Source organism: Pseudomonas sp. W2Oct36 (genome assembly GCF_041060465.1).
Taxonomy (GTDB): domain Bacteria; phylum Pseudomonadota; class Gammaproteobacteria; order Pseudomonadales; family Pseudomonadaceae; genus Aquipseudomonas; species Aquipseudomonas graminis_B.
The window spans coordinates 14,908-39,018 of record NZ_JAUERW010000027.1 but is presented as its reverse complement, the minus strand read 5'-3'; the positions used below and the strand labels follow the sequence as shown (position 1 = coordinate 39,018).

Sequence of the window (24,111 nt, the reverse complement as noted above, 5' to 3'; positions counted from 1 at the left end):
CGGTCGAACCGCGGCCACCGAAGTGACCTTCCATGCCCAGGAGTTAAGCATGCGTAATCTGATTCTCAGCGCCGCTCTGATTTTTACCAGCCTGTTCGGTTTGACCGCTCAAGCAGCAGAGCCCATCGAAGCCGGCAAGCAATACGTCGAGCTGAAAAGCGCTGTTCCTGTTTCCGAGCCGGGCAAGATCGAAGTCGTCGAAATGTTCTGGTACGGCTGCCCGCACTGCTACGCCTTCGAGCCCGTCATCAATCCATGGGCTGAAAAACTTCCCGCTGACGTGCACTTCATCCGCGTCCCCGCCATGTTCGGCGGCCCTTGGGACGCTCATGGCCAGCTATTCATTACCCTCGACACCATGGGCGTAGAGAAGAAAGTCCACACCGCCGTGTTCGACGCCATTCAGAAAGGCGGCAAGCGTCTGACCGACCCGAATGACATGGCCGAGTTCGTCGCCACCCAGGGCGTCGACAAGACCAAGTTCCTCGAAACCTTCAACTCGTTCGCTGTGAAGGGCAAGATCGCCCAATACAAGGAACTGGCCAAGAAGTACGAAATCACGGGCGTCCCGACCATGATCGTCAACGGCAAGTACCGCTTTGACCTCGGCACTGCCGGTGGTCCGGAGCAGGCGCTGCAAGTGGCCGATCAGCTGATCGCCAAAGAACGCGCGACGCTGACCGCCAAGTAAGGGCTGACCATGGCGCGCTGGGGAACTACTGGACGGGTCGTTGCCCGGCACACGCCGAAGGTCAACGAGCATCATCTTCACGAGACGGGCCTGCCGGCCGACGGTCGGCTTCGCCTGCTCAGCTTCAACATCCAGGTGGGCAACAGCACCGAACGCTACCGGCACTACCTGACCCGGGGCTGGCAGCATCTGCTGCCCCACAACGGTCGAGCCGGGAACCTGCAGAAAATCGGCGATCTGCTGCGTGACTATGATCTGGTCGCGTTGCAGGAAGCCGATGGTGGCAGCCTGCGCTCGGGCTACATCAATCAGGTCGAACACCTCGCCCAGCTCGGTTCGTTTCCGTACTGGCACCAGCAACTCAATCGAAACCTCGGGCGCCTCGCCCAGCACAGCAATGGCGTGCTCAGCCGTTTGCGTCCGTGGGACATCGAAGACCATCCGCTACCGGGCCCGGCCGGGCGTGGCGCCATTCTCGTTCGTTTCGGCGAAGGCCCGGATGCACTGGTCGTGGTGGTGATGCATCTGGCACTGGGCGCACGGACCCGCACACGGCAGCTGGCGTACATTCGCGAGCTGATTGGCGGCTATCGGCATCAGGTGCTGATGGGCGACATGAACACCCACGCCAATGACCTGCTGCAAACCTCGCCACTGCGCGATCTCGGCTTGCTTGCCCCGCAGGTTGAGGCGACTTTCCCCAGTTGGCGTCCCCAGCGATGCCTGGACCACATCCTCCTGAGCCCGACCCTGACCCTTGAAAAAGTGCAGGTGCTGGCCCAGCCCATTTCCGATCATCTGCCCGTCGCGGTGGAGATTCGCTTGCCGGCCTCATTAATCGGTGACTCGCTGCCGATAACAAGCACATCTCCTCGCGGACCTGTGGAATGACCGACGAAGCGCAGCGCTGGAAAGAAAAGTACCTCAAGAGCATCGAGCAGCAAGACAAACTGGAGCGGCGCTGGAATGCGCGGCTCGACTTGCTGCGTCGAGGCCTCGTGCGCAGCAGCCTGGCGGCCGAAGGTGCCGACAAGGCCGTTGATGCATGCATGAAGGAAATGCGTGAGATTGTTCGCAAGGACGACATGGACGCAGGCCTGGCCGCCTTGATTCCGCGCCTGGAAAAAGCGGTGCTGGAATCCGAGCAGCGTCGCGAGCAGCGCGTCGAGCAAATGGGCACGGCGTTGACGTCGTTGGTCGCGCAACTGCAGGCATTGCCGTTGCCGAAGGACGTCAGCAAGCCGCTCAAGCGATTCGCCAAGGGCCTGGAAGATCGCATCAATCAGGCCCGTGAGCTGCCGCTGCTGTTAAGCGAGTTGAGCGGACTTCAAGGGCAGGCGCTGTCGCAGATCGAACACCCGGATGAAGCGTCCCGTCCGGGTTTTCTGCAGCGATTGTTCGGCAGTCACCGTGAGGCTGGCAGCGAAGGTGATGATTCAGCCCCGTTGGCCCATCCAGTTAACGAACCGGCCGGGGTGCAGGTTTCTGATGATGCGCTGCAGCATTCATCCGCCATGCCGGAGGCTGCCCCAGAGAACACCGAACTGGAGGCGGAACTTCGCAGCACCGTCCCGCCGGTTCCCCAGCCTGTCGCCCAAGAGCCTGAGCGCGCCATCCCGGAGTCCCACCCGGAAGTTGCAGTCGAGCGGGTAATGTCCGAGCCCGAGCCGGCCCAGTCAGACGAAGAGCCCGAGGCGCCGCTCCACACCGCTGACGTCCCGCAGCCCTCCGCCGCCGAGTCTTCACACGCCGAAGCTTCCGAGCCTGCGGCTGAAGCGCCCTCTCCCGACCCTGAAGAGACCGACGAAACCGTCGCTATTACCGACGACATCGATATCCTCGCTGAAGACGACGAGCCTGATGAGACCGCCGCCGAAGAAGACAGCCCCTACGCGCTGCCCTCCTCGCCCGAACCAAGTTACAGCTCGGTCGCCGCCCACATCGAAGAAACGCTGCTGGGTCTGCTCGATGAACTGACGCTGCCCGAACACCATCGTGCGCAAGCCGATGCCATGCGCGTCCGGCTGGAGCATGGGCTGAACTGGTACGAACTGCTGCCGATCCTCGACGACCTTGCTGTGCTGATGCTCGCCGTCACTGACAGCGGCCAGCATGAATTCGAGGCCTATCTCAAACAGCTCAATGAGCGGCTGGAGTCGTTCCAAAGTGGCTTGCTGGCAGCCAGCGAAAACCATGCCGATCAGCAATCGGCGTCACGGCAACTGGACCATCAACTGCGCGAGCACGTCGATGACCTGCAAATCAGCGTGCAGCAGGCGGCCGATCTCGACAGCTTGAAGCAGGTGCTGGAGAGGCGCCTCGAAGGGCTGATTGGCACCATGGATCATCATCAGCAGCAACGCGATCAACGCGAGCAGGAAGTCGCTACCCGCCTGCAAGCCCTCTCCAGTCGCGTGGCCACCATGGAGCAGGAGGCGCTGGGCTTCCGGGTTCATCTGGAAGAGCAACGGCAAAAGGCCCTGATCGATACGCTGACAGGCCTGCCAAACCGCGCGGCATGGAATGAGCGGCTGGAGCGAGAGATTGACCAGCTGCAGCGTAAGCAATCAAGCCTGCTGCTCGGCATTCTCGACCTGGATCACTTCAAGCGTATCAACGACGGCTACGGGCATCTGGCGGGTGACAAGGTGCTGAAGATCATCGCCGGGCAGCTGCGAAAGCGATTGCGGGCTTCGGACTTCATTGCGCGATTTGGCGGGGAAGAGTTCGTGCTCCTGCTGCCGACCACGCCGATGGATGAGGGGTTGGCGCTGCTGGAGCGTCTGCGCGAAGGCATCGAACAGTGCCCGTTTCACTTCAAGGGCGAGCGGGTGACGGTCACGGTGTCCATGGGCATCACGGCGTTCTCCCAGGGTGAGCGCAGTGATGTTGTGCTCAAGCGTGCTGACCAGGCGCTGTACCGCGCCAAGGACGAGGGGCGAAACCGCATCGAGCAGGGCTGAGACGGTTCGTCTGGTTGGCTGCGTGGGGATGATGCATTTTTGAATGCGTCACCGACGTTACGTTACACTGTTGCATTATTTGCCTACACGTCGTGCCCCCATGAAGTCTATTTCTGCCCTGTTTCTGTTGTTGCTGCTGAGCGCTTGCAGCAGCGGTCCGAAGATCGATACCAGCCATCCTTCCGTCAATTTCGACAGTCGCGTGCAGTTTGTTGTGGTCCATTACACCTCTGCCTCCCTCGATCGGTCGTTGGCATTGCTGACCCACGGTGAGGTCAGCGCGCATTACCTGATCGGCGACGGTCCAGCCACCACCTACAAGCTGGTCGACGAATCCCAGCGCGCGTGGCATGCCGGCGAAAGCGAATGGGACGGGCGCACCTGGCTCAACTCAAGCAGCATCGGCATCGAGATCGTCAACCCGGGCTACCGCGACACGCCCACCGGCCGGCTTTGGTATCCCTACAGCGAGGCGCAGATTCAAGCGCTGATCGTGCTGCTCAAAGACATCGTCAAACGCAATCACATCGAACCGCGCCACGTCATTGGCCACAGTGACATCGCGCCCCTGCGCAAGCTCGATCCGGGCCCGTTGTTCCCTTGGAAGCGGCTGGCCCAGGAAGGTCTGGGAATCTGGCCGGATGAACAGCAAGTCGCACAGCGTCAGACGCAGCTGATGGGCGTCGTGCCAAATATCGTGTGGTTTCAGCAGCAATTGGCGCTGCTGGGTTACCCGACGCCGCAGACCGGAGAGCTGGACATTGCGACACGTCACACGCTGGCTGCGTTCCAGATGCACTACCGACCACAGAAATTTGACGGTGAGCCGGATCTGCAAAGTGCGGCTATTCTGCAAGTACTTAACTTCAAGCACTAAATTCCGCTAATGTCGCTTTTTTCCGGGCTATTGCTGCGCTTGTTGCTATACCGCAGTGGTTATGGAAATCCCACCCTCTGGATGACTGTCGATGCTCACGGCGACGCCGCGACTGCGCTCTTTCCTTTATCGTCCCTGGCTTCTGGCATTAATGGCCGCGCTGTTAAGCGCGGCCATCCTGCTGGCGGGCAGCTTCGGGCTGGCGATGCATCAGGCCCGGCAGGACGAACGTGCGCAGATGAATGCTCAGGGCGAGCGCTTTCTGGTGCGGCTGGAGCAGTTGTTTGGCCAGTTGAGGGCCGGGCTCGATCAGCTTGAAGCGCAATCGCTGCGCGGGTGCAGCCCTGAGATGATCGGGCAGTTGCGTCAGGTGAACTCGCGCTACCGTTTTATCTACGAAGCGGCGTACGTCAGCGAAAGCCAGTTCTGCTCCAGCTGGACGCGGCAGAGCCTGATTGGCAAGCCCAGGCCACCGGACATTCGCGGCCCTACCTACGACTACTGGCTCAACACCTCCACCCAGCCTGACGACAACCTGGCTTCATTGATGCTTGGGCGCGGAGAGTTTCGTGTGTCCACCTCCCGCGGCCATTTGACTGACGTCGTCGACCTGCCGGCGGGCGGCAGTCTGGTGGTGGTGCTCGATCGCGGGTCCAAAGCAGTCCCGGTCCTGGGCCCCGCTCAGGCATGGCCGCCCACACCGGACTGGTCGCCGACCTCCACCGAAACGCTGATGACCACTCAGGACAAACTCGTCTACCGGATGCCGACCCAGAGCCCGGAGTATCAACTGGTCTTGATAACGCCGCGCAGTGCCTTGCAACAGAAGATCACCGGTGCGTGGTGGCTGCTGGTCCCGGCCAGTCTGTTGATTTCATTGTTCATCGGCATTCTCGTTCTGCAACTGGTGCGTCAGCGTCAGTCGCTGGGCGGTGAGCTGCATGGAGCACTGCGCCGCGGCGAGCTGAAGGTTTTGTATCAGCCCATTTTCGACCTCAATACCCGGCTGTGCGTGGGCGCTGAGGCCCTGGTGCGCTGGCGTCGACCGGACGGCACGCTGACCAGCCCTGACCTCTTTATCCCGCTGGCGGAAAACACCGGGCAGATCCGCCAGATCACCGACTTCGTGCTTCAGCAGTTGCTTGAACAGCTGGGCCATCTGTTACGCGCCAATCCGCACCTGTACGTATCGGTCAATCTGGCAGCGTGCGACGTCATGGCCCCACGCATCGGTCGGGTGACGGCGAAGCTGCTGGCGTTGCACCGGGTAGCGCCTCGGCAGATCGCGTTTGAAGTCACCGAGCGCGGTTTGGTGGACGTGGTGGTCGCCCGCAACCATCTTCAGGCGCTGCGCGATCGGGGCCATCAGGTGCTGATCGATGATTTCGGCACCGGCTATTGCAGCCTGGCCTATCTGCAGACGTTGCCGGTGGATTGCCTGAAAATCGACAAAGCGTTCATTGACGCCCTCGGTCACGATGCCGCCAGCAGTGGCGTGGCGCCGCACATCATTCGCATGGCCCATGCGCTGCAACTGCGGGTGATCGCCGAAGGCATCGAGTTTGAGTCCCAAGCAATGCTGCTGAAAAGCGAAGGGGTGATTTACGGCCAGGGCTGGCTGTTCGCACGGCCGCTGAGCGCGACCAAGTTCACCGAACTGATCACCGGGGGCAGGCGCAGCGCCGGGCGTCGTGCGGATGACGTGGCGTAGTCCAGCGAGACCGTATTACAGCGGCAGCGCCATGTAAAACTGCGTGCCCTGCCCCGGTCGGGAGTAAACGCCCATGCGTCCGCCGTGCAACTGAACGATTTCCTTGCACAACGCCAGCCCCAGGCCTGCGCCGCCTTTCTTGCGTCCAACCTGAACGAACGGCTCGAAGATCCGGGCCTGCTGGCCGTAGGCAATGCCCTCGCCGTTGTCTTCCACGCTGATGATCAAGCGCTCCCCATGACGCCTTGCCTGCAGGCGGATCAGGCCGGATTTCGGGGTATGGCGCAGGGCGTTATCAAGCAGATTGTCGAGCACTCGGTCGAGCTGCGCTTTGTCCGCCTGTACCCGTGGCAGCGGCTCTTGGGTTTCCAATAGCACCATGACGTCCTGGTCGTGGGCGGTGTCGGCAAAGCGCTGACGCGCCGATTCGAGCAATTCACTGATATCACAGGGCTCGAGTGCCAGCTTTTGCAGACCGTTCTGATAGCGCGAGAAGTTGAGCAGGTCGTTGATCAGCTGCATCAGCCGCTGCATTTCTTCGTTAACGGTGTCGAGCAGGTCCTTCTCGCGCGAGTCCGGCGGGAAATGCACGCGTTCCTGAAGCAGTCCGAAGGCCATGTGCATGCCGGTGACGGGCGTGCGCAACTCGTGGGAGGCCCGTAGCACGAACTCACTGCGCACGCGCTCGAACGCCCGCTGTTCGGTGACGTCGTGCAGCACCATCACGGCGCCGACGATGTGCCCTTTGGTGTGGCTGACCGGCGTGAGGCTATAGGTGAGCAGACGAACTTCGCCGTCGATCTCGATGGATAGGTCATCGGGCGCCCGTTCCAGCGTGCCACCGCGCAATACCAGGTAAAGCTGTTCGTCCAGTTCGGGACGTTGCAGCGCTTCGCCAAGACCCTGGCCCAGACGACTTTCTTCCCAGCCCAGCTGCCGTTGCGCAACCGGGTTCAGGTGTTCAAGCCGACCCTGGCGGTCGATCATCAGCAAGCCGTCGTCGATGCTGTCCAGCACCGCCTGCAGACGCTGCTGACCGGCGAGCAACTCATCGACGTTGGTTTTCTGATGTTGGCGCAGGGCGTCGGCCATCATGCCGAAACGGTGGGTCAGCAGGTTCATTTCGTCAGATGAGGACGTGGGCAGCGTGACGTCGAAATCACCTTGGGCAATCCGGTCCGCCGCCTTGGCTAACTGCTCGATGGGGCCGCCGAAACGCCGGGCGATGCCGTGGGCGGTGACGAAACCGATAACCAGCACTGCCAGCCCCACCAATCCCAGCAACGCCGAGACCCAGAGCGCTCGCGATCTTGAGGCGCTTTCTGCCTGGCTGATGTTCTCAAGCGCCTGGCGGTGGGCGTCGAGCAGACCATTGCGCAACGTGTTAAACGCCTCGGTCACAGCCTCATCGTCGCGGATCGCGTCACCATGTGCGCTGGACTGCTCGATGGTTTTGACGAAGCGGGCATAGTTCACCCGGGCGGTTTCGAACCCGCTGGGAACGCCGGTTTGCTGATCATGTTCGATGCCCTGATCAAGCAGGTTCTGGAACTGTTCCTGATTGCGCTTGATATCCGCCTGATCAGGGCTTTCCTGAAGCAGCAGGACCAGCTGATCGCCCAGGTTCTGTCGCAGCTTCAGGCCGATATCGAGTGTGGTGAAGTTGTGCCGAATCGACGATTCCTGAGATTTGGCCATCTGCATAACGCTGACGAGCCCCAGCACCAACCCTAAGAGGGCGACGGTGATGAGGGCCGAAATACTCAGAAAGAGTCGGGTGCGCAACTTCATCGCAAACATCATCGGCGCCCTGTCACAGGTTGTACTGCTTACGTTTTCGGTACAGCGTCGATGCGTCGATGCCCAGTGTGCGTGCGGCTTGATCCAGCGTATCGCTGGTGGCCAGTACCGCGCCGATGTGGGCTTTCTCCAGCTCATCAAGGCTCAACGCTGCGCCGACGCGCGGGGCATTGTTGGCTGGCTGTTCGGCCATGCCGAGGTGGGTGATTTCGACTTTTTCCTGCGGGCAGATAATGCTCGCCCGCTCGATCACGTTGCGCAGCTCGCGGATGTTGCCGGGCCAGCGGTAGTTGAGCAGCGCGCTGCGAGCCTGCTCACTGAAGCCGCGCGCCGGGCGGCTGTATTCCTTGACGAAGCGCGCCAGGAAGCGGTCCGCCAGCGTCAGAATGTCTTCGCTTCGCTCGCGCAGAGGGGGCAGATTCAGGGTAATCACGTTCAGGCGATACAACAGATCCTCGCGGAAGCGCCCTTCGCGGACCATGTCTTCGAGGTTCAGGTTAGTTGCCGCCAAAATGCGCACGTCAGCGCGACGGGTCACCGGGTCACCGACGCGTTCATATTCCTTGTCCTGAATGAAGCGGAGCAATTTTGGCTGCAGCGTGAGCGGGAAGTCGCCGATTTCATCAAGGAACAATGTGCCGCCGTCTGCCTGATTCACCCGACCGAGTGTGCTCTCGCTGGCACCGGTGAAGGCGCCGCGGCTATGGCCGAACAGCTCGCTTTCCATCAGCTCGGCGGTGAGGGATGGGCAGTTGATGGTCACGCACGCCTTTTTGGCGCGCTTGCTCCAGCCGTGAATCGCCCGGGCCAATTCGCCCTTACCCGTACCGGATTCACCGAGGATAAGGATGTTGGCGTCGGTGTTGGCGACCTGGCGGGCGGTTTCGAGGATCGCCATCATCGACGGGCTGTGGGAATCCAGGCCGTCTTTTGGTTTGCGAACCTCGCCTTCAAGGGCTTCAAGTCGCGCGGACAACTGGCGGACTTCGAGCTGCTTGGCGGTGGCGAGGCGCAGTTGATCCGGACTGCAGGGCTTGACCAGATAATCGGCAGCGCCGGCCTGGATCGCATCCACGGCGGTGTCGACGGCCGAGTGCGCGGTGACAATCACCACGCGCATCCAGGGCGCCTGCACGCGCATTTGCGCCAGAACATCCAGCCCGTTGTCCTCACCCAGACGCAGGTCGAGGAAACATACGTCGAATACCTGACGCTGCAACAGCGATTCCGCCTGCGCCGCGCTGTTGGCGGTGGCTACGCTGTAGCCTTCATCTTCCAGGCAATAACGGAAGGTGCGAAGGATGGCGGACTCATCATCCACGAGCAGAATACGGCCCTGATTCTCAGCGGCTGCTTCCATGTTTCCTACGCTCCTCAATGAATAGTCTGTGTTAGTCCCGGAAACATCGGGCAAGTTGCATGGTTCATTCTGATTGATTCTTTGCGCTGCATGGTAGCGATCTTCTGAAAAAGCCGTCATGCGCTGATCCATGACAGCTCATGTCCCCAGTGGTCAACACGGATCCTTGTTCAGGCAAAATCAGGCCACGCCGAACATCTGGGCGAAAGACCAGTCTGTCCAGGGGTACCTTTTTGCAATTGTCTGGAGATTCCCATGCCCACGTTGAAGAAGATCGCCCTGGCCATTACCACTGCCAGCCTGCTCGGACTGACGCCCGTCATCGCCCACGCAGCAGCCGCCGATCTGCAGACCCAGCTGGCCGAGGCGCGCCAGGAGGGTTCGATCTGGACCGCCTTTGCCCTTAACCGGCATTTGAGCCCGTTCAAGATCAGCGTGGACGTGGAACAAGGCACTGCGATCCTCAAGGGAAAGGTCGAGAACCAGGTCGACAAGGATCTGGCGGCGCAGATAGCGGGCGACATTCAGGGAATCAACAAGGTCGATAACCAGCTTGAGATCGACCCGCAGGTCGCTGCCGATCCGGGCACCAAAGCCACCATGGCTCAGCGCTTCGACGACGCGACGCTGACTGCAACCATCAAATCCAAGCTGCTGTGGAACAGCGTGACAGAGGCGTTGAATATCGACGTCAGCGCCGCCCAGGGGGTCGTCACCCTCAAGGGCCAGGCGAAAGACGCGGAGGCCAAGCTGTTGGCCGGAAGCCTGGCCACCAACACGGACGGCGTGACGGAGGTGAACAACCTTATCAGCGTCAGCGCGCGGGATACTCAGGCGATCAAGGAGCAAAGCGAGCAGCAGGCCAACAGTGTTCGCGAAGAGTTCAGCGACGCATGGATCACCAGCAAGGTGAAATCCAGTCTTATATATAGCCGCACTCTCGACGGTTTGAACATCAAGGTTGAGACCAAAAACGGTGTAGTGACGCTGGACGGTGTGGTGGCTAACTACGCCGAGAAGGAATTGGCGGTCGAGATCGCGCGCAACATCCGCGGGGTCAAAGGCGTAGACGCCGACACTCTGCGCGTGACAGCGCGCAGTGCGGGTTAGAGCGTTGCACGGCGGCCGAACGACGGATGTCAGAACATAATTCGCATCCGGAATGAATTCGGTCGCACACGTGGTGTCGGGACATTCGTGCATTCCGCACGATGGCAAATGTTCAATCGTGCAGCTTGCGTGTACGACACTTCTGAGTAGGCAATTTAACTCATTGATTTATAAGGATTAATTGATTATCTGAAAGCTGGCACACAGCGTGCAATATCCCTGATAACAAAGGCCCGGACAGACGGCCGACAAGATTGCCAGGAGTCAGCTGAATGAACGCTCAACATCTCGCCAACAAACTGCGTATCTCCCCTCTGCATTTGCAGCAAGGTCTGTTTGCCAGTCTGGCGTTGATGATTACGCTCATTGTTGTGCAGCAGTTCAATCACTGGAATCAGAATCATGAAGTGACTCAAGCGCACTACTCCCACGCCTACACCGCACCCTTTGCCAAGGCAAGTGCGTTGAAGGCCTCGGATGTGGCCCTGAGCATGCAAGTTGATGACGCGGCCGCTACTACTGATGAAGCGCCACGTCAGCAAAGCTGGGTTTTCTGATCCTCCGGGTCGAAGACGCGATCTACCCCGAGGGTCATCCCGACGCCTCGACGTAGCAAAAAATCAATAAACAGTAAGGAGATTCACCATGTTGAGTTGGGCAATCACATTTCTGATCATCGCTATCGTTGCAGCCGTCCTTGGTTTTGGTGGTATCGCAGGTACTGCTACCGGTATTGCCAAGATCCTGTTCGTGGTCTTCCTGGTTATGTTCGTGGTGTCGTTCTTCTTTGGCCGTCGCGGCCGAGGCTGAATATGGGCTTCAAGCATTTCCATGCACTAATACTGGCGCTCCTTGGGAGCGCCAGCGTTACAGCTATGGCGGCCAACGACGGTCAATCTCGGGTGAACGAGCTTTTGAGCTCGGATTCCGAGTACCGCGAAACGTGGTCGAGCGTAGTGAAGAAGGAAGAGCGACTGCCCGATTGGGTGATCAATCTCTCCGGCGCCGCTGAGCAGATGAATGCCGTGACCGAAGACGGCGACAAGTACTTGGTAGGGCCGCTCTGCGAAACCCAGGACACTTGCCGCACCAAGCGACTCATTGTGGCGTTCAGCCTGAACAAGTCCCATGCGTACGCGATGTTGGTCGAAGTGCCTGCGGGACTTCCCGCAGACAAATCACCCGCGCGCCATGCGGATTACCGGTTTTTGGGCAAGCCGGATGAAGGCATGCAAGGCCTTCTGAAAGAACAGCTCAAGAAAGATCCGAACTGGTATTGATTCGAATGACGGGAGACCTGTCCCTGACAGACCTTCCTGATAGACGCGCAGCCCGAAGACGGTGCGCGTATGACCAAGGGGCCGGGGCGTTACGATCAACGGAGTGATTGAAGCGTCCTAGGTGTACAAGGAGTACTCCCACGCGTGGGCCGGGTCAGGCAAGCCGCAACACAGGTCCATCGTCCGATACGGTCTTAGCCTCTATCGACCGTGGACTTGTGAGGCGCAAACGATCGCTATTCCCTCCAAAGTCGCCCGCCCTCAAGCGTCCTACATAGCCTCTTCCACGTTTCCTACGACCGTATATCGCCCGGAAATCCCTCTTTTGAACGGCTGTCTGCCGTCCGTGCGCAATCCCTACCCTCGCCACAAAACCGTAAGCGAATCCGCGGCAGGCGACGTATTAGCCACTTCTCAGCATTCCTGTGTCAGGCAAATCCGCCCTCTTTTGGCGCAATGCAGCGTAAGTGATTGATTTGCATTATGCCGATTCGGCATGGGGTAGTCGTTTACGGCATTAGACGATGGCGGTCACCGTGGGAATAGTTGCGCCTTTTTCGCCTGCTCAGAGCTCGGATGCTCGCCTGCGGCCACTCACGAGACAGTCCTGACGGCGACCGCGGCGTCGCGCTTGCTGGCAAGCGCAATGATGAACGTGTGGTTGGGGGATGTCCCGGCATCGACAACAAGGTAATGACATGAAGAAGGCAAAACTGAGCCTCGCCTGGCAGATCCTCATCGGCCTGGTACTCGGCATCGCCATTGGCGCCGTTCTGAACCATTTCAGCACCGAGAAAGCCTGGTGGATCAGCAATGTGCTGCAGCCAGCGGGCGACATCTTTATCCGCCTGATCAAGATGATCGTTATCCCGATTGTGATCTCATCCCTGGTCGTCGGTATCGCAGGCGTTGGCGACGCCAAGAAGCTCGGCCGTATCGGTCTGAAGACCATTCTCTATTTTGAAATCGTCACCACGATTGCCATTGTCGTCGGTCTGCTGCTGGCCAACGTCTTCCATCCCGGCACTGGCATCGACATGAGCACTCTGGGCACGGTGGACATCTCGCAGTACCAGAAGACCACCGCTGAAGTGCAGCATGACCATGCCTTCGTTGCGACGATCCTCAACCTCATTCCGTCGAACATTTTCGCGGCGGTTGCCCGTGGCGACATGCTGCCGATCATCTTCTTCTCGGTGTTCTTCGGGCTGGGTCTGTCGAGCCTGAATGCCGAAGTGCGTGATCCGCTGGTGAAGGTCTTCCAGGGCGTTTCGGAGACCATGTTCAAGGTCACCCACATGATCATGAACTACGCGCCAATCGGCGTATTCGCACTGATCGCCGTGACCGTCGCCAACTTTGGCTTCGCCTCGCTGCTGCCGTTGGCCAAGCTGGTGATTCTGGTGTACGTCGCCATCGCCTTCTTTGCCTTCGTGGTGCTGGGCCTGATTGCGCGCCTGTTCGGCTTCTCGGTGCTCAAGCTGATGCGCATCTTCAAAGACGAACTGGTGCTGGCCTACTCCACCGCCAGCTCCGAAACCGTGCTGCCGCGCGTGATCGAGAAGATGGAGGCGTACGGCGCGCCCAAAGCCATCAGCAGCTTCGTGGTGCCCACCGGCTACTCGTTCAACCTCGACGGTTCGACGCTGTATCAAAGCATCGCAGCGCTGTTCATCGCGCAGCTGTACGGCATTGATCTGTCGATCGGCCAGCAGTTGATGCTCGTCCTGACCCTGATGGTGACCTCCAAAGGCATCGCCGGTGTGCCGGGCGTATCGTTTGTGGTGCTCCTGGCAACCCTGGGTAGCGTGGGCATTCCGCTGGAAGGCCTGGCGTTCATTGCCGGCGTCGACCGCATCATGGACATGGCGCGCACAGCGCTGAACGTGATCGGCAACGCACTGGCTGTGTTGGTGATCTCGCGCTGGGAAGGCATGTACGACGACGCCAAAGGCGAGCGCTACTGGAACTCCCTGCCACACTGGCGTGGCAAGGACCCTCTGCCGGCGGGTCAATCGACGGTCGAGTAATCACTGTCTGGCGTGAATCATCAAACCCTGGCCCCGGCCGGGGTTTGTTGTTTCTGCCCCCGCCGTTATCATCGCCGCATCTTGCGAGGGGATTTGTATGCTGAACGGCCTATGGCTTGGGTTTTTCGTGGTCGCGGCTATATCTGCGCTGGCGCAATGGCTGGTCGGGGGCAATGCCGGCGTTTTTGCCGCCATGGTCGAGAGCATCTTCGCCATGGCCAAGTTGTCGGTGGAAGTCATGGTGCTGTTGTTCGGCACCCTGACCCTGTGGCTGGGCTTTCTCAACATCGCCGAAAAGGCCGGGATCGTCGACTGGCTGGGCAGGGTCCTGGCGCCGCTGTTTCATCGCCTGATGCCTGAAGTGCCGCGCGGCCACCCGGCGCTGGGCCTGATCACCCTCAACTTCGCCGCCAACGCGCTGGGTCTGGACAACGCCGCCACGCCCATCGGCCTCAAGGCCATGCGCTCGCTGCAAGAGCTCAATCCCAGCAAGACCATCGCCAGCAATGCGCAGATCCTCTTTCTGGTGCTCAACGCCTCTTCGCTGACGCTGCTGCCCGTGACCATCTTCATGTACCGCGCTCAGCAAGGCGCGGCTGACCCCACCATGGTGTTCTTGCCCATCCTGCTCGCCACCAGCGCCTCGACGCTGGTCGGCCTGCTGTCAGTGGCCTTCATGCAGCGCCTCAAGTTGTGGGACCCGGTGGTGCTCGCTTACCTGATTCCCGGCGCCTTGCTGCTGGGCGGCTTCATGGCAGTACTGGCCGGGTTGTCCGCTGCTGCGCTGTCGAGCCTGTCATCGGTACTGGGCAATGTGACGCTGTTCGGCATCATCATGCTGTTCCTGGTGATCGGCGCGCTTCGCAAGGTGAAGGTGTACGAAACCTTCGTTGAGGGCGCGAAGGAAGGCTTCGACGTCGCCAAGAACCTGCTGCCCTATCTGGTCGCGATGCTCTGCGCTGTTGGGGTACTGCGAGCATCAGGCGCGCTGGATCTGATTCTTGAGGGGATTCGTCACGGCATTCAATGGATGGGCATGGACACCCGTTTCGTCGATGCCCTGCCGACTGCACTGGTCAAGCCGTTTTCCGGCAGCGCGGCGCGGGCGATGCTGATCGAGACCATGAAAACCCAAGGCGTCGACAGCTTCCCGGCCCTCGTTGCGGCGACCATTCAAGGCAGCACCGAAACCACGTTCTATGTACTGGCGGTGTATTTCGGTGCCGTGGGCATCCAGCGCGCGCGACACGCAGTGGGCTGCGCGCTGCTGGCCGAATTCGCCGGTGTGGTCGCTGCGATTGCCGTCTGCTATTGGTTCTTCGGCTCGGCGGTGTAACGCCTCTCGCCCTGCTCAACGGTCCACTGCAACACTTGGGCGGCCAGGGTATCGCTGGCCTGGCCGAACGCCGAGACCACCGCCGGCACCTGCTTGTCGGCCACCGGCTGATGCACTTCAAAGCGCCGACTCGCCACAATCCGCTGGCGATCGTCGACCAGCCGCGCATCAAGGCGGATCACCACTTCAATGGCGGTTCCCCGATACTCGCTCTGGAACGCCTGCAACTCCGCGCCCAATTCATAATCAGCCTGCAGATTGCTGTCATCAGTGCTGATCGACTGCACTCGCCCATCGCGATAGAAAGCATCGGTCAGACGGTTGCGCAGCAGGACCGGCGCCGGATCACTCCAGCGCGCGCCCTTGTAGCTGCTGATCACATTACCCTGGGGGATAACCGCGATGCGCGGGCTGTCCAGTGTCTCGCTGGACTTGGGCCGTACCACCCGCAAGGACCACGCCACGGGGGAGGTCCCTTTGCTCGCAGGCAATGCCGTTGGCAACCGGTAGACGTCTGAAGGCGCTTGCTCGGGGAGGATCGAGCAGGCGCCGAGCGACAACAGCGTTGCCGCCAACAACAGCCGAGTAATGGATTGACCGACACGCCTCATGGCTCGAACTCCTTATTCTTCTCGTTGCCCAGCAAGTAGCCGCTCGGGTTGGCATTCAGGCTGCGCGAGATGGTTTTCAGTGAGCTGAGGGTCTCACGCAGCTCGCGGATTGCCGGGCCCAGTTCGCCCAGCCCTTGCAGCCCCTCGTTCACCGAATTCTGGTTGTTCTTGAGCAACACATTGATGGTATTGCTGCTCTGTTCGAGGGACTTCATCGCCTCTTGTGCGCTGGCGATGGTTTGCCTGCCATCGCTGGTCAGCAGCTGGTTGGCGTTGCGCATCAGCGTAGAGGTTTGCTCCAGGGTCGCGCCGGCCTGCTTGCTCAGGAGCGTCATCTGCTTTAAGGCCTGACGAATGTCGTCGCGCTGATCGGAGATCGCTCCAGTGGTTTGCTCCAGATGCTGCAACGTGCGCGACAGCGTCTCCACGTTATTCGAAGAAAACATCGCGTTGGCGTTATGCAGCAATGTGTTGGTGCCGCTGAGCAAGTCGTCGCTGTCGTTCAACAGGCGGGAGATGGGCGACGGCGAGGCGATGATCACTGGCAGGTTGCCGCCCTCGCCTTTCAACGCCTCGCTTTGCGGTGTGCCACCGCTGAGCTGGATGAGCGATGTACCGGTGATGCCGGCCAGTGCCAGTTTTGCGTAGGTGTCACGCTTGATCGGGGTTTCCCCGGCAACACGGATCTGTGCCAGCACCCGGCGCGGGTCCTGGGGATCGAGGCGCAACTGCACGACGTCACCGACCTTGATACCGCTGTACTGCACCGGACTGCCGCGAGACAAACCGGTCACCGCCTCGTTGAAGACAACCTGATAGTCCTTGAAGGCCGAGTCGACGCTGGATTTCGCCAGCCACAGACCGAACAGCAGTGCGGCGGCGACCACGATGACCGTGAACAGACCGATCAGAACGTGATGGGCGCGGGTTTCCATCATGAGACCTCGTGTGGGTAGGTGGCCGCTGAATAGGCCGAGCGGCCGCGCGGGCCATGGAAGTATTCGTGAATCCACGCGTCTTTGGTCGCAGACACCCTGTCGATGCTGTCCGCGACCAGTACACGCCTCTGCGCCAGCACGGCGACGCGGTCGGTGATTGTATAAAGCGTGTCGAGGTCGTGGGTGACCATGAACACGCTCAGTCCCAAGGCGTCGCGCAGCGTCAGGATCAACTGGTCAAACGCGCCGGCGCCGATCGGATCGAGCCCGGCAGTGGGTTCGTCCAGAAACAGAATGTCCGGATCCAGGGCCAGTGCTCGCGCCAGCGCCGCGCGCTTGATCATGCCCCCGGAGAGCGACGCGGGGTATTTATGAGCCGCTGACAGCGGCAGTCCGGCCAGCGCCATTTTGATCCCGGCCAGATGCTCGGCTTCCTCCCGGCTCAGCCCGGCGTGTTCGATGAGCGGCAGCGCGACGTTCTCCGTAATGGTCAGCGAAGAGAACAGCGCGCCTTTCTGGAACAGGACACCGAAACGTCGTTCAACCTGAGAGCGCGCCTTGTCGGACAGATTCAGCAGGTCCTGACCCAACACGCGGACACGTCCAGCGTCGGGTCTCTGCAGCCCGACAATGCTGCGCAGTAACACCGACTTGCCGGCGCCGGAGCCGCCCACCACGCCAAGGATCTCTCCGCGATACAGATCCAGATCGAGGTTCTCGTGCACCACTTGCGGGCCGAAGCGATTGCTCAGGCCGCGAACCTCAATCACCGTCTCGACGGGTTGTACGCAGCGGCGGGTCACCAGCCAATCTCCATGCAGAACATCGCGACCAAGGCGTCCAGCACGATGACCACGAAAATGGACTGCACCACGCTCGATGTCGTGTGAGCCCCGACCGATTCGGCGCTGCCCTCGACCTTGAAGCCTTCCAGGCACCCAATGGCGGCGATGAAGAACGCAAATATCGGCGCTTTGGCGATACCTACGAGGAAGTGCTGCACGCCGATGTCGGCCTGCATCAACGACAGAAACATCGCCGGCGAGATGCCCAGCGACAACGCGCAGACCACGCCGCCACCGACAATGCCGCAGATCATCGCGAGGAAGGTCAGCATGGGCAGCGAGATGAGCAACGCAAGCACGCGGGGCAGCACCAGAAGCTCTGTAGGACTCAGCCCCAGGGTTTGCAGCGCATCCAGCTCCTCGTTGGCTTTCATCGAGCCGATCTGCGCGGTGAATGCGCTGGCCGTACGACCGGCGAGCAGGATGGCGGTCAGCAACACTGCGAATTCCCGCAGGAATGAGAAGCCGATCAGGTCAACGGTGAAAATCGTCGCGCCAAAAGCCTTTAGCACCGTGGCGCCGAGAAAGGCCACCACGGCGCCAACCATGAACGTCAGCAGCGCCACAATGGGCGCTGCGTCCAGACCGATTTGCTCGATGTGGGCGATAACGGATGTGGTGCGCCAGCGCCGAGGGCGAAACAGCGTGGAAGCGAAGGTCTGCAGGATGAGCCCGATGAAGCCGAGCAGTTGCAGCGTATCCTTCCAGATCACCTCCACCGCCGCGCCAATTCGCGCCAGCAGCTGCATGCCCACGGCCGCCTCTGGCTCTCGGACGGGCTGGCAGTAGTCAGCCAGTGCGCTCTGGATGGTCTGCATCAGCGCGCGGCTGGACTCCGGCAGATTGGGCGCTTGCACGGCCAGCAAACGCAGGCGCTGCACGCCGAGCAGCTCTACCAGCAACGACGCGCCAGCGGTGTCTAGCGCGCCGAGCTCATCCATGTCCACGAGGGTGGTTGGGCCGAATCCGGCGCTTAATGCGTCGGTCTGGCGCTTGAGTTCGCGGTAATGCGCGAGCGTCCAGTCTCCGGCGATCCGCAGCTGAGCCGGATTGCTCGAAGTGTCCATCAACACGCGCCCTGGATCCTTGGGCGCGGAGGAAGCCTGCGTGGTCAGTGGGGTCATAGCGACGAGCTTAGTTGGTTTTGGCCGGGGCAGACGTGCTCTCGGCTGGCGCGCTGTCCGCAGGTTTTTTTGCGTCCGAGTCATCCGGAGCCGCAGCGTCGGTGCCTGGCTTCAGGCCTGCCGGCTTGATCTTGTTTCGAGTGACGGCCGGCTGGTCGCGCTCAGTGACGTCGAAGCGCAGCACACCGATCATCTGCCCGTCCTCAGTGAGCACCCTCACCTGCCATTTGCCGAGCACGTCCGACGGGAAATTCTGCTTATGCGTCCAGGCCCGATAGCCTTCCTCACGGCCGCCCTTGATGTCTAGAGCAATACGCTCCGCTTCCTCGCCGTTGTGGCGCCACACGTGATAAATCCGTTCGTTCAGGCCGCGCGGGGCGTTGATCGATGTGTAGGCGTAGAGCCCGACGCTGCGCAGCTGGTTGACGCCGATTTCCTGAATACTCTCGCCGGGGGTCCGATTCTGGTTATCGAAGCGCGTGCTGATCGCGGCTTCGGTCAGCCAGAGCGTCGCCGGCGGTACCCAGAATCGCGCCATCCAGCCTACCCCTCCGATCGCCAGCGTCATCGCCACCAGGCCAACGCCGCGTTTCCAGCTGTTGATCGGATAACCCGACGCCAGGCTCGGGAACGACAGCAGCATCGCAATGCCCAGCGCCAGCTTGTAGCTCTCGGCGGTGGTCAGGTGAACGATGATCGGCAGCGCCGTGAGCAATGCGGCAAACAGCGTCAGGGTATGCAGCGCCATGAACGCCCAACGGCGCGGGGCCAGCCATTTGTAATACAGCGGGTCGATGATCGAAATCAGTCCTGCAGCCCCGAGCAGCCCCGTGAACGCCAGCTGTCCGCTGTACCACGTGGTCGTCACGAAAAAGAACGGCAGCACGAAAAACAGGCTTTCCTGGTGGATCATCTGGGTGGCGTAGCGCAACAGCGGCTGCGGTATCTCTCGCTTGAACATCTTCGCGAACAGGGCGACGGCGCTGTTTTCCACCATCAGCCAGATCCAGCTCACCAGCAGAATGACCGCAATCCATGTGGCCAGCTTCGCCTGTCGATCCACCAGAATGAAGCTGCCAATGCCTGAACAGAACCCGAAGAACGCAATCAGCCCGGGGTAGCGCTTGATGAACTCCAGCACGCGCTGGACCAGCGAGTGGTGAATGATTGCGTTAATGTCCGGCATCGTGGCGCGTCGCTCTTAGGTGTGGGTCTGGATCTGGGTGAATAAAAATAACCAAAATTGGACGGCGCCCACCGCGACGAAATCTTTGAGCGTCACGCGCCTCGCTTATAGTGGCCGCTTCTTGTAAACCCGCCACCGCCAGAGAATCAGCGGGGCCACTAGCGCCGTCAGCAGGCATCCGACAGCGTACAGCTCATCGTAGCTGAGCAGTGGCTCTTCAACGCGAAGATACCCGGGTTGCGCCAGCAGTTGACGCATCGCCTGATTGGCCAGATCCAGGCTTACACCACGGGTCCGCCTGGCCGGGTCCTGGAATCGACCATCGTCGTAATCATTCAACGCACCCCAGTAGTAGTCGGCCAGCGCGCTATTGCCCTGAACCGCCCAGGCCTGCCTGGCAATGGATGCCTGCTGCAGCCGCGCAAAGGTCGCCGGGTCCATGCCTTCCTTGCGCAGCCGCTGGAGCATCGAACGCACGGCGGCGGTGGCCGAATCGACGTCTTCGCGGTTCAGGTCGGCGTTGAGGCTGAGAAAACCGGTATCCCCGAACGCTTCGCGATCAGCCCATGGACCGTAGGAATAACCCTTGTCCAGACGCAGTTCGCTGTACAGCGCCCAGTCCAGATAAGCCTTCACCAGATCCCAGGTTTCATCGTGCTGCTCGCCCATGTCCGGCTCGGGGAACAGCAGATGCAGCTTCGCGCCATCGCCCAACGCGCCGCGGATCAGCGTCCGCTCAGGCTCGGCCTTTTCGGTCATCGAGCGAAGCGGCGGATGTTCGGTTGGATCGACCGCATTAAGCTGGCCGAAGGTGCGTTCCAGATACGCCGGCAGCAACTTGTCGAGTTCGCCCACGATGATCAGCGTCATGTTGTTGGAGGCGTACCAGTTGTCGTGGATATGCTCGACTTGCTCCAGCGTGAGGTGATCAACCTCGGCCCGCTCCGGGCATTTGAGGCCGAGCTCCACGGCAAGCTGGCTGCTAGCGCTGTGGCCCAGATCGCGTTTGTCCAGCCAGCGTTGCAAATGCGAATAATGGCCACCGTCTTCACGGGCGACGATGCGCTTGGCAGTGTCCAGATTGGCCTGATTGATTTGCGTGTGGGTCAGCAGATTGAGAAGAAGATCGAGCACCTTGCGCTGGTTTTGCGCCGGCGCCTCGATGACAAACGTGGTGTCGGTGTTGCTGGTGAACGCGTTCCACTCGCCGCCCAGTGCCTGCATCTGCTGCTCAAGGCCGCCCTCACCGCTGTTGTCGATCCCGCTGAAAAGCAGATGCTCAAGCAAGTGCGGCAACTCTTTGTCTTCGCATTTGAAGTCATCGAAGCCAATACCCACAACGAGACGAATAGAGACGTGACCTTTGTCCGCAGGCTTTAGCAGCAACTGCAAACCGTTGGGCAGCACATAGCCCTCGACCTGAAACCGGTCAAGGGCCATGGAAGAAAGGGATGTCAGAACCAGACAAACGAACAGCAGGCAACGCATAAAAACGGGCTTCCTTGCGGGCCGGTATGTGTAACAGACTTCGCAGCGGCCCCTGCGTTCACCACGATTAATCCGCGTTGCCCTCGCTGGACAAGGCGCCTGTGTCAGTGGTTTCAAGGACCGCGTAGGCGCTGCTGCAGAACAGCGAGTTCAAGCGTTTCATGTCGGAAATCAGCTCCAGGTGCAGGGAACTGGTCTCGATGCTCTGCACGATCTTGCGTTGCAGCCTGCTGACATGGGCGTGGGCCAGGCGCCGCTCCTGTGCCCTGAAACGACGTTTCTCGCGCAACAACTGGCGCGCGCTTTCCGGGTCGCCGCTGAGGAAGACCGACAGGCCAAGACGCAGATTTGCCATCAGTTGCTCGTGCAGCCCGGACAGTTCTTCCAGGCCGACGTCGGAAAACGACCGGCGCTGCGACGTCTTCTGCTGCTGGACCTTGCGCAGCATGCGCTCGATCAGCCCGCTGGCCAGCTCCAGGTTGATCGCAAGCTCGATGATCTCGGCCCAGCGGCGATTGTCCTGATCGCTGAGGTCGTCGCGGGGCATCTGCGCCAGGTACAACTTGATGGCGTTGTAGAGCACCTCGACATCATCGTTGAGCCGACGCACTTCCTGAGTGACCGCCGTCTGGTTGCCACGCAGCACCTCTTGCATGGCATTGAGCATGCTGTCGATCAGATCGCCCATGCGCAGGGTTTCGCGCACGGCATTGGCCAGCGCCAGGCTCGGCGTGGCGAGTGCGGTCAGGTCCAGATGGCGAGGCTTGGTCTGACCGTTGATCTCGGCCTGCTGCGGCAGAATCGACGCGCACAGGCGCCCCATCGGTCCTACCGTCGGCAGCATGATCAGGCAACGCAGCGAGTTGTAAATCACGTGGAAGCTGATGACCAGGCTCGACGGGCTGACGTTCAGCGTGTCCATCCAGGCCACCAGCGGGGTCAACACCGGAGTGATCAGCAACAGGCCGATCAGCTTGTACAACAGGCTGCCCAGCGCCACTTGCCGGCCGGCCACGTTTTGCATGCTGGTGCTGAGAAATGCCAACAGGCCGCTGCCGATGTTGGCGCCGATCACCAGGCCGATTGCCACCGGCAGGCTGATGATCTCCGCGCCTGCAAGCGTCGCGGTCAGCAGCACCGCCGCAAGGCTTGAATACGAGATCAGCGCGAACATGGCCCCGACCAGTGCGTCCAGCAGAAGGTCGCCCGTCAGTGACGCGAAAAGCACTTTCACCCCGGCGGCCTGGGTAATCGGCGCGGCGGCAGTGACGATCAACTGCAAGGCGAGAATGATCAGGCCCAGCCCGATGCCGACACGGCCCAGTTGGCCCACACGGGTTTGTTTGCGCGACAGAAAGAAGACCACGCCCAGAAAAATGAGCAGTGGCGACAGCCACGACAGGTCGAATGTCAGGATTCGCGACATCACCGCAGTACCGACGTCGGCACCGAGCATAATGGCCAGCGCTGGCGTCAGGCCCATCAAGCCCTGGCCGACAAAGGACGTCACCAGCATCGCAGTGGCGTTACTGCTTTGCACCACGGCGGTGACCAAAATCCCCGCGACAAAGGCCAGCGGGCGTTTGGACATGTTCTGGCCAATGACCCGGCGCAGCTGCGAGCCATAGACGCGCAGAATGCCGGTCCGAACGATGTGTGTGCCCCAGATCAATAGCGCGACGGCGGAAAGCAAATCGAGCAGGGTCAGCATATGGAGAGCCCCCTGTAGGTTGCCCATCGGGCAAAGTTAAAAGGTCCAGCGTGTAGCGAGCGTAAGCGCTTGAGGTGCATCAACAGCGCGCTCAACTAAGCTTTAGTCGGCCTGTGGCCTTAATGCCAGCATGGCACAGCGGATTATTTCTTGAAACAAATCTGTAATAAATCAGGTGTTTGGACGCAGCACCTTCACGCCTTGCCAATAAAAAACGGGGCATTCACAGCCCCGTTGCTTTGACGTCTGTGCGGCGGACGTTATTGACCCGGCACGTCTTTGTGAAGTTTCACCGGGTCCTGCATCTTGCGCTTCTTCGCCATCGACGTGCGCATCTTGATGTTGATCGCTTCGACCGCCAGCGAGAACGCCATGGCGAAGTAGACGTAGCCCTTCGGCACATGCACATCGAACGACTCGGCAATCAGCACGGTACCCACGACGATCAGGAACGACAGCGCCAGCATCTTCAGCGATGGGTGCTTCTCGATGAAGTCGCTGATGACGCCCGCGCACAGCATCATGATCAGTACCGCCACGATGATCGCCGCGACCATCACCGGTACATGGGACACCATACCGACAGCGGTGATGACCGAATCCAGCGAGAATACGATGTCGATGATTGCAATCTGAAGGATGGTGTACAGGAACATGCCGCCCTTGCCTTTCGGCTCGTCCAGCGACTCTTCCTCGCCTTCCATGCCGTGATAGATCTCCTGCGAGCTCTTCCACAACAGAAACAGACCACCGAAGAACAGGATCAGGTCGCGTCCGGAAATGCCCTGCCCCCATACCACGAACAGGTCGTCGGTGAGGCGCATGACCCAGGTGATCGACAGCAGCAGCAGAATCCGCGTCACCATCGCCAGCGCCAGACCGAAGATACGGGTGCGCGGCTGCATCGCCTTGGGCATGCGGCTGACCAAGATCGAGATCATGATGATGTTGTCGATGCCCAGCACGATTTCCAGGGCAGTCAGCGTGAAGAAAGCAACCCAGATCTCAGGGTTGGTCAGCCATTCCATTACGTATTCCTTTAAGCGTTCG

At 60.5% G+C, this 24,111-nt stretch carries 21 protein-coding genes; 11 read left to right on the top strand and 10 right to left on the bottom strand.

Annotation, left to right across the window (positions count from 1 at the left end; all coding sequences use genetic code 11):
• The first annotated feature begins 49 nt into the window (after window positions 1-49).
• From QWI18_RS23890 to QWI18_RS23870, 5 genes are all read left to right on the top strand, one after another.
• Window positions 50-691 carry a thiol:disulfide interchange protein DsbA/DsbL gene (locus QWI18_RS23890; RefSeq protein WP_037017094.1) on the top strand — a complete coding sequence of 214 codons (642 nt, stop codon included), beginning with the start codon at window positions 50-52 and terminating at the stop codon, window positions 689-691.
• 9 nt (window positions 692-700) lie between these two features.
• Window positions 701-1,582 (top strand): endonuclease/exonuclease/phosphatase family protein, encoded by an 882-nt coding sequence (locus QWI18_RS23885; RefSeq protein WP_369320023.1) that lies wholly within the window; start codon window positions 701-703, stop codon window positions 1,580-1,582.
• The gene (locus tag QWI18_RS23880; protein WP_369320022.1) at window positions 1,579-3,654 is read left to right on the top strand and encodes a diguanylate cyclase; all 2,076 of its coding nucleotides are present in this window, start codon (window positions 1,579-1,581) and stop codon (window positions 3,652-3,654) included. Before QWI18_RS23885 ends, QWI18_RS23880 begins: the two co-directional genes overlap by 4 nt.
• A gap of 100 nt (window positions 3,655-3,754) precedes the next feature.
• The gene (locus QWI18_RS23875) at window positions 3,755-4,531 is read left to right on the top strand and encodes an N-acetylmuramoyl-L-alanine amidase (RefSeq protein ID WP_296306787.1); all 777 of its coding nucleotides are present in this window, start codon (window positions 3,755-3,757) and stop codon (window positions 4,529-4,531) included.
• Between the two features lie 91 nt (window positions 4,532-4,622).
• The gene (locus tag QWI18_RS23870) at window positions 4,623-6,242 is read left to right on the top strand and encodes an EAL domain-containing protein (RefSeq protein WP_369320021.1); all 1,620 of its coding nucleotides are present in this window, start codon (window positions 4,623-4,625) and stop codon (window positions 6,240-6,242) included.
• Between the two features lie 15 nt (window positions 6,243-6,257).
• On the opposite strand, the gene QWI18_RS23865 is transcribed toward QWI18_RS23870, so the two are convergent.
• Window positions 6,258-8,045 carry a KinB sensor domain-containing domain gene (locus QWI18_RS23865; RefSeq protein ID WP_065987929.1) on the bottom strand — a complete coding sequence of 596 codons (1,788 nt, stop codon included), beginning with the start codon at window positions 8,043-8,045 and terminating at the stop codon, window positions 6,258-6,260.
• A 10-nt stretch (window positions 8,046-8,055) separates the two neighbouring features.
• Window positions 8,056-9,402: a sigma-54-dependent response regulator transcription factor AlgB gene (gene algB, locus QWI18_RS23860; protein WP_065987926.1), complete on the bottom strand. Its 1,347-nt coding sequence runs from the start codon at window positions 9,400-9,402 to the stop codon at window positions 8,056-8,058.
• Window positions 9,403-9,657: 255 nt separating this feature from the next.
• Between algB and QWI18_RS23855 the strand changes: the two genes are divergently transcribed.
• The 6 genes from QWI18_RS23855 to QWI18_RS23830 all read left to right on the top strand — a co-directional run bounded on the left by QWI18_RS23855 (window position 9,658) and on the right by QWI18_RS23830 (window position 15,158).
• Window positions 9,658-10,512, top strand: a complete 855-nt coding sequence (locus tag QWI18_RS23855; RefSeq protein WP_192130545.1) for a BON domain-containing protein — start codon at window positions 9,658-9,660, stop codon at window positions 10,510-10,512.
• A 272-nt stretch (window positions 10,513-10,784) separates the two neighbouring features.
• On the top strand, window positions 10,785-11,069 hold the full coding sequence (locus tag QWI18_RS23850) for a hypothetical protein (RefSeq protein WP_192130544.1): 285 nt from the start codon (window positions 10,785-10,787) through the stop codon (window positions 11,067-11,069).
• Between the two features lie 88 nt (window positions 11,070-11,157).
• Window positions 11,158-11,322: a DUF1328 domain-containing protein gene (locus QWI18_RS23845; protein WP_002555679.1), complete on the top strand. Its 165-nt coding sequence runs from the start codon at window positions 11,158-11,160 to the stop codon at window positions 11,320-11,322.
• 65 nt (window positions 11,323-11,387) lie between these two features.
• Window positions 11,388-11,792 carry an inhibitor of vertebrate lysozyme family protein gene (locus QWI18_RS23840; protein ID WP_369320031.1) on the top strand — a complete coding sequence of 135 codons (405 nt, stop codon included), beginning with the start codon at window positions 11,388-11,390 and terminating at the stop codon, window positions 11,790-11,792.
• A gap of 698 nt (window positions 11,793-12,490) precedes the next feature.
• Window positions 12,491-13,822: a glutamate/aspartate:proton symporter GltP gene (gene gltP / locus QWI18_RS23835; protein ID WP_065987919.1), complete on the top strand. Its 1,332-nt coding sequence runs from the start codon at window positions 12,491-12,493 to the stop codon at window positions 13,820-13,822.
• Between the two features lie 97 nt (window positions 13,823-13,919).
• The gene (locus QWI18_RS23830; protein ID WP_369320020.1) at window positions 13,920-15,158 is read left to right on the top strand and encodes a nucleoside recognition domain-containing protein; all 1,239 of its coding nucleotides are present in this window, start codon (window positions 13,920-13,922) and stop codon (window positions 15,156-15,158) included.
• Here QWI18_RS23830 and QWI18_RS23825 read toward each other — a convergent pair.
• The 8 genes from QWI18_RS23825 to QWI18_RS23790 all read right to left on the bottom strand — a co-directional run bounded on the left by QWI18_RS23825 (window position 15,131) and on the right by QWI18_RS23790 (window position 24,089).
• Entirely contained in the window at window positions 15,131-15,769 is a 639-nt protein-coding gene (locus QWI18_RS23825) for an ABC-type transport auxiliary lipoprotein family protein (RefSeq protein ID WP_369320019.1), read from the bottom strand. The two genes, QWI18_RS23830 and QWI18_RS23825, sit on opposite strands and share 28 nt — an antisense overlap.
• On the bottom strand, window positions 15,766-16,704 hold the full coding sequence (locus tag QWI18_RS23820) for an MlaD family protein (protein ID WP_369320030.1): 939 nt from the start codon (window positions 16,702-16,704) through the stop codon (window positions 15,766-15,768). Before QWI18_RS23820 ends, QWI18_RS23825 begins: the two co-directional genes overlap by 4 nt.
• A complete protein-coding gene (locus tag QWI18_RS23815) occupies window positions 16,704-17,510 on the bottom strand; it encodes an ABC transporter ATP-binding protein (protein ID WP_369320018.1) in 807 nt (268 codons plus the stop codon). The genes QWI18_RS23820 and QWI18_RS23815 overlap by 1 nt, the downstream gene beginning before the upstream one ends.
• Window positions 17,507-18,619: an ABC transporter permease gene (locus QWI18_RS23810; protein ID WP_065988270.1), complete on the bottom strand. Its 1,113-nt coding sequence runs from the start codon at window positions 18,617-18,619 to the stop codon at window positions 17,507-17,509. The genes QWI18_RS23815 and QWI18_RS23810 overlap by 4 nt, the downstream gene beginning before the upstream one ends.
• Window positions 18,620-18,686: 67 nt before the next feature.
• Complete coding sequence (locus tag QWI18_RS23805) at window positions 18,687-19,862, bottom strand: DUF5924 family protein (protein ID WP_369320017.1); 1,176 nt, start codon at window positions 19,860-19,862, stop codon at window positions 18,687-18,689.
• Between the two features lie 105 nt (window positions 19,863-19,967).
• Window positions 19,968-21,350, bottom strand: coding sequence for a pitrilysin family protein (locus QWI18_RS23800; protein WP_192130539.1), 1,383 nt, complete (start codon window positions 21,348-21,350; stop codon window positions 19,968-19,970).
• A gap of 67 nt (window positions 21,351-21,417) precedes the next feature.
• Window positions 21,418-23,061, bottom strand: coding sequence for a Na/Pi cotransporter family protein (locus QWI18_RS23795; RefSeq protein ID WP_065987902.1), 1,644 nt, complete (start codon window positions 23,059-23,061; stop codon window positions 21,418-21,420).
• A gap of 260 nt (window positions 23,062-23,321) precedes the next feature.
• Complete coding sequence (locus QWI18_RS23790) at window positions 23,322-24,089, bottom strand: TerC family protein (protein WP_065987900.1); 768 nt, start codon at window positions 24,087-24,089, stop codon at window positions 23,322-23,324.
• Between the last annotated feature and the right edge of the window lie 22 nt (window positions 24,090-24,111).

Bases quoted from the DNA above. Each gene is read 5' to 3' on its own strand.
- QWI18_RS23890 (WP_037017094.1), top strand. From the start codon at position 50: ATGCGTAATCTGATTCTCAGCGCCGCTCTGATTTTTACCAGCCTGTTC.
- QWI18_RS23885 (WP_369320023.1), top strand. From the start codon at position 701: ATGGCGCGCTGGGGAACTACTGGACGGGTCGTTGCCCGGCACACGCCG.
- QWI18_RS23880 (WP_369320022.1), top strand. From the start codon at position 1,579: ATGACCGACGAAGCGCAGCGCTGGAAAGAAAAGTACCTCAAGAGCATC.
- QWI18_RS23875 (WP_296306787.1), top strand. From the start codon at position 3,755: ATGAAGTCTATTTCTGCCCTGTTTCTGTTGTTGCTGCTGAGCGCTTGC.
- QWI18_RS23870 (WP_369320021.1), top strand. From the start codon at position 4,623: ATGCTCACGGCGACGCCGCGACTGCGCTCTTTCCTTTATCGTCCCTGG.
- QWI18_RS23865 (WP_065987929.1), bottom strand. From the start codon at position 8,045: ATGATGTTTGCGATGAAGTTGCGCACCCGACTCTTTCTGAGTATTTCG.
- algB (WP_065987926.1), bottom strand. From the start codon at position 9,402: ATGGAAGCAGCCGCTGAGAATCAGGGCCGTATTCTGCTCGTGGATGAT.
- QWI18_RS23855 (WP_192130545.1), top strand. From the start codon at position 9,658: ATGCCCACGTTGAAGAAGATCGCCCTGGCCATTACCACTGCCAGCCTG.
- QWI18_RS23850 (WP_192130544.1), top strand. From the start codon at position 10,785: ATGAACGCTCAACATCTCGCCAACAAACTGCGTATCTCCCCTCTGCAT.
- QWI18_RS23845 (WP_002555679.1), top strand. From the start codon at position 11,158: ATGTTGAGTTGGGCAATCACATTTCTGATCATCGCTATCGTTGCAGCC.
- QWI18_RS23840 (WP_369320031.1), top strand. From the start codon at position 11,388: ATGGCGGCCAACGACGGTCAATCTCGGGTGAACGAGCTTTTGAGCTCG.
- gltP (WP_065987919.1), top strand. From the start codon at position 12,491: ATGAAGAAGGCAAAACTGAGCCTCGCCTGGCAGATCCTCATCGGCCTG.
- QWI18_RS23830 (WP_369320020.1), top strand. From the start codon at position 13,920: ATGCTGAACGGCCTATGGCTTGGGTTTTTCGTGGTCGCGGCTATATCT.
- QWI18_RS23825 (WP_369320019.1), bottom strand. From the start codon at position 15,769: ATGAGGCGTGTCGGTCAATCCATTACTCGGCTGTTGTTGGCGGCAACG.
- QWI18_RS23820 (WP_369320030.1), bottom strand. From the start codon at position 16,704: ATGGAAACCCGCGCCCATCACGTTCTGATCGGTCTGTTCACGGTCATC.
- QWI18_RS23810 (WP_065988270.1), bottom strand. From the start codon at position 18,619: ATGGACACTTCGAGCAATCCGGCTCAGCTGCGGATCGCCGGAGACTGG.
- QWI18_RS23805 (WP_369320017.1), bottom strand. From the start codon at position 19,862: ATGCCGGACATTAACGCAATCATTCACCACTCGCTGGTCCAGCGCGTG.
- QWI18_RS23800 (WP_192130539.1), bottom strand. From the start codon at position 21,350: ATGCGTTGCCTGCTGTTCGTTTGTCTGGTTCTGACATCCCTTTCTTCC.
- QWI18_RS23795 (WP_065987902.1), bottom strand. From the start codon at position 23,061: ATGCTGACCCTGCTCGATTTGCTTTCCGCCGTCGCGCTATTGATCTGG.
- QWI18_RS23790 (WP_065987900.1), bottom strand. From the start codon at position 24,089: ATGGAATGGCTGACCAACCCTGAGATCTGGGTTGCTTTCTTCACGCTG.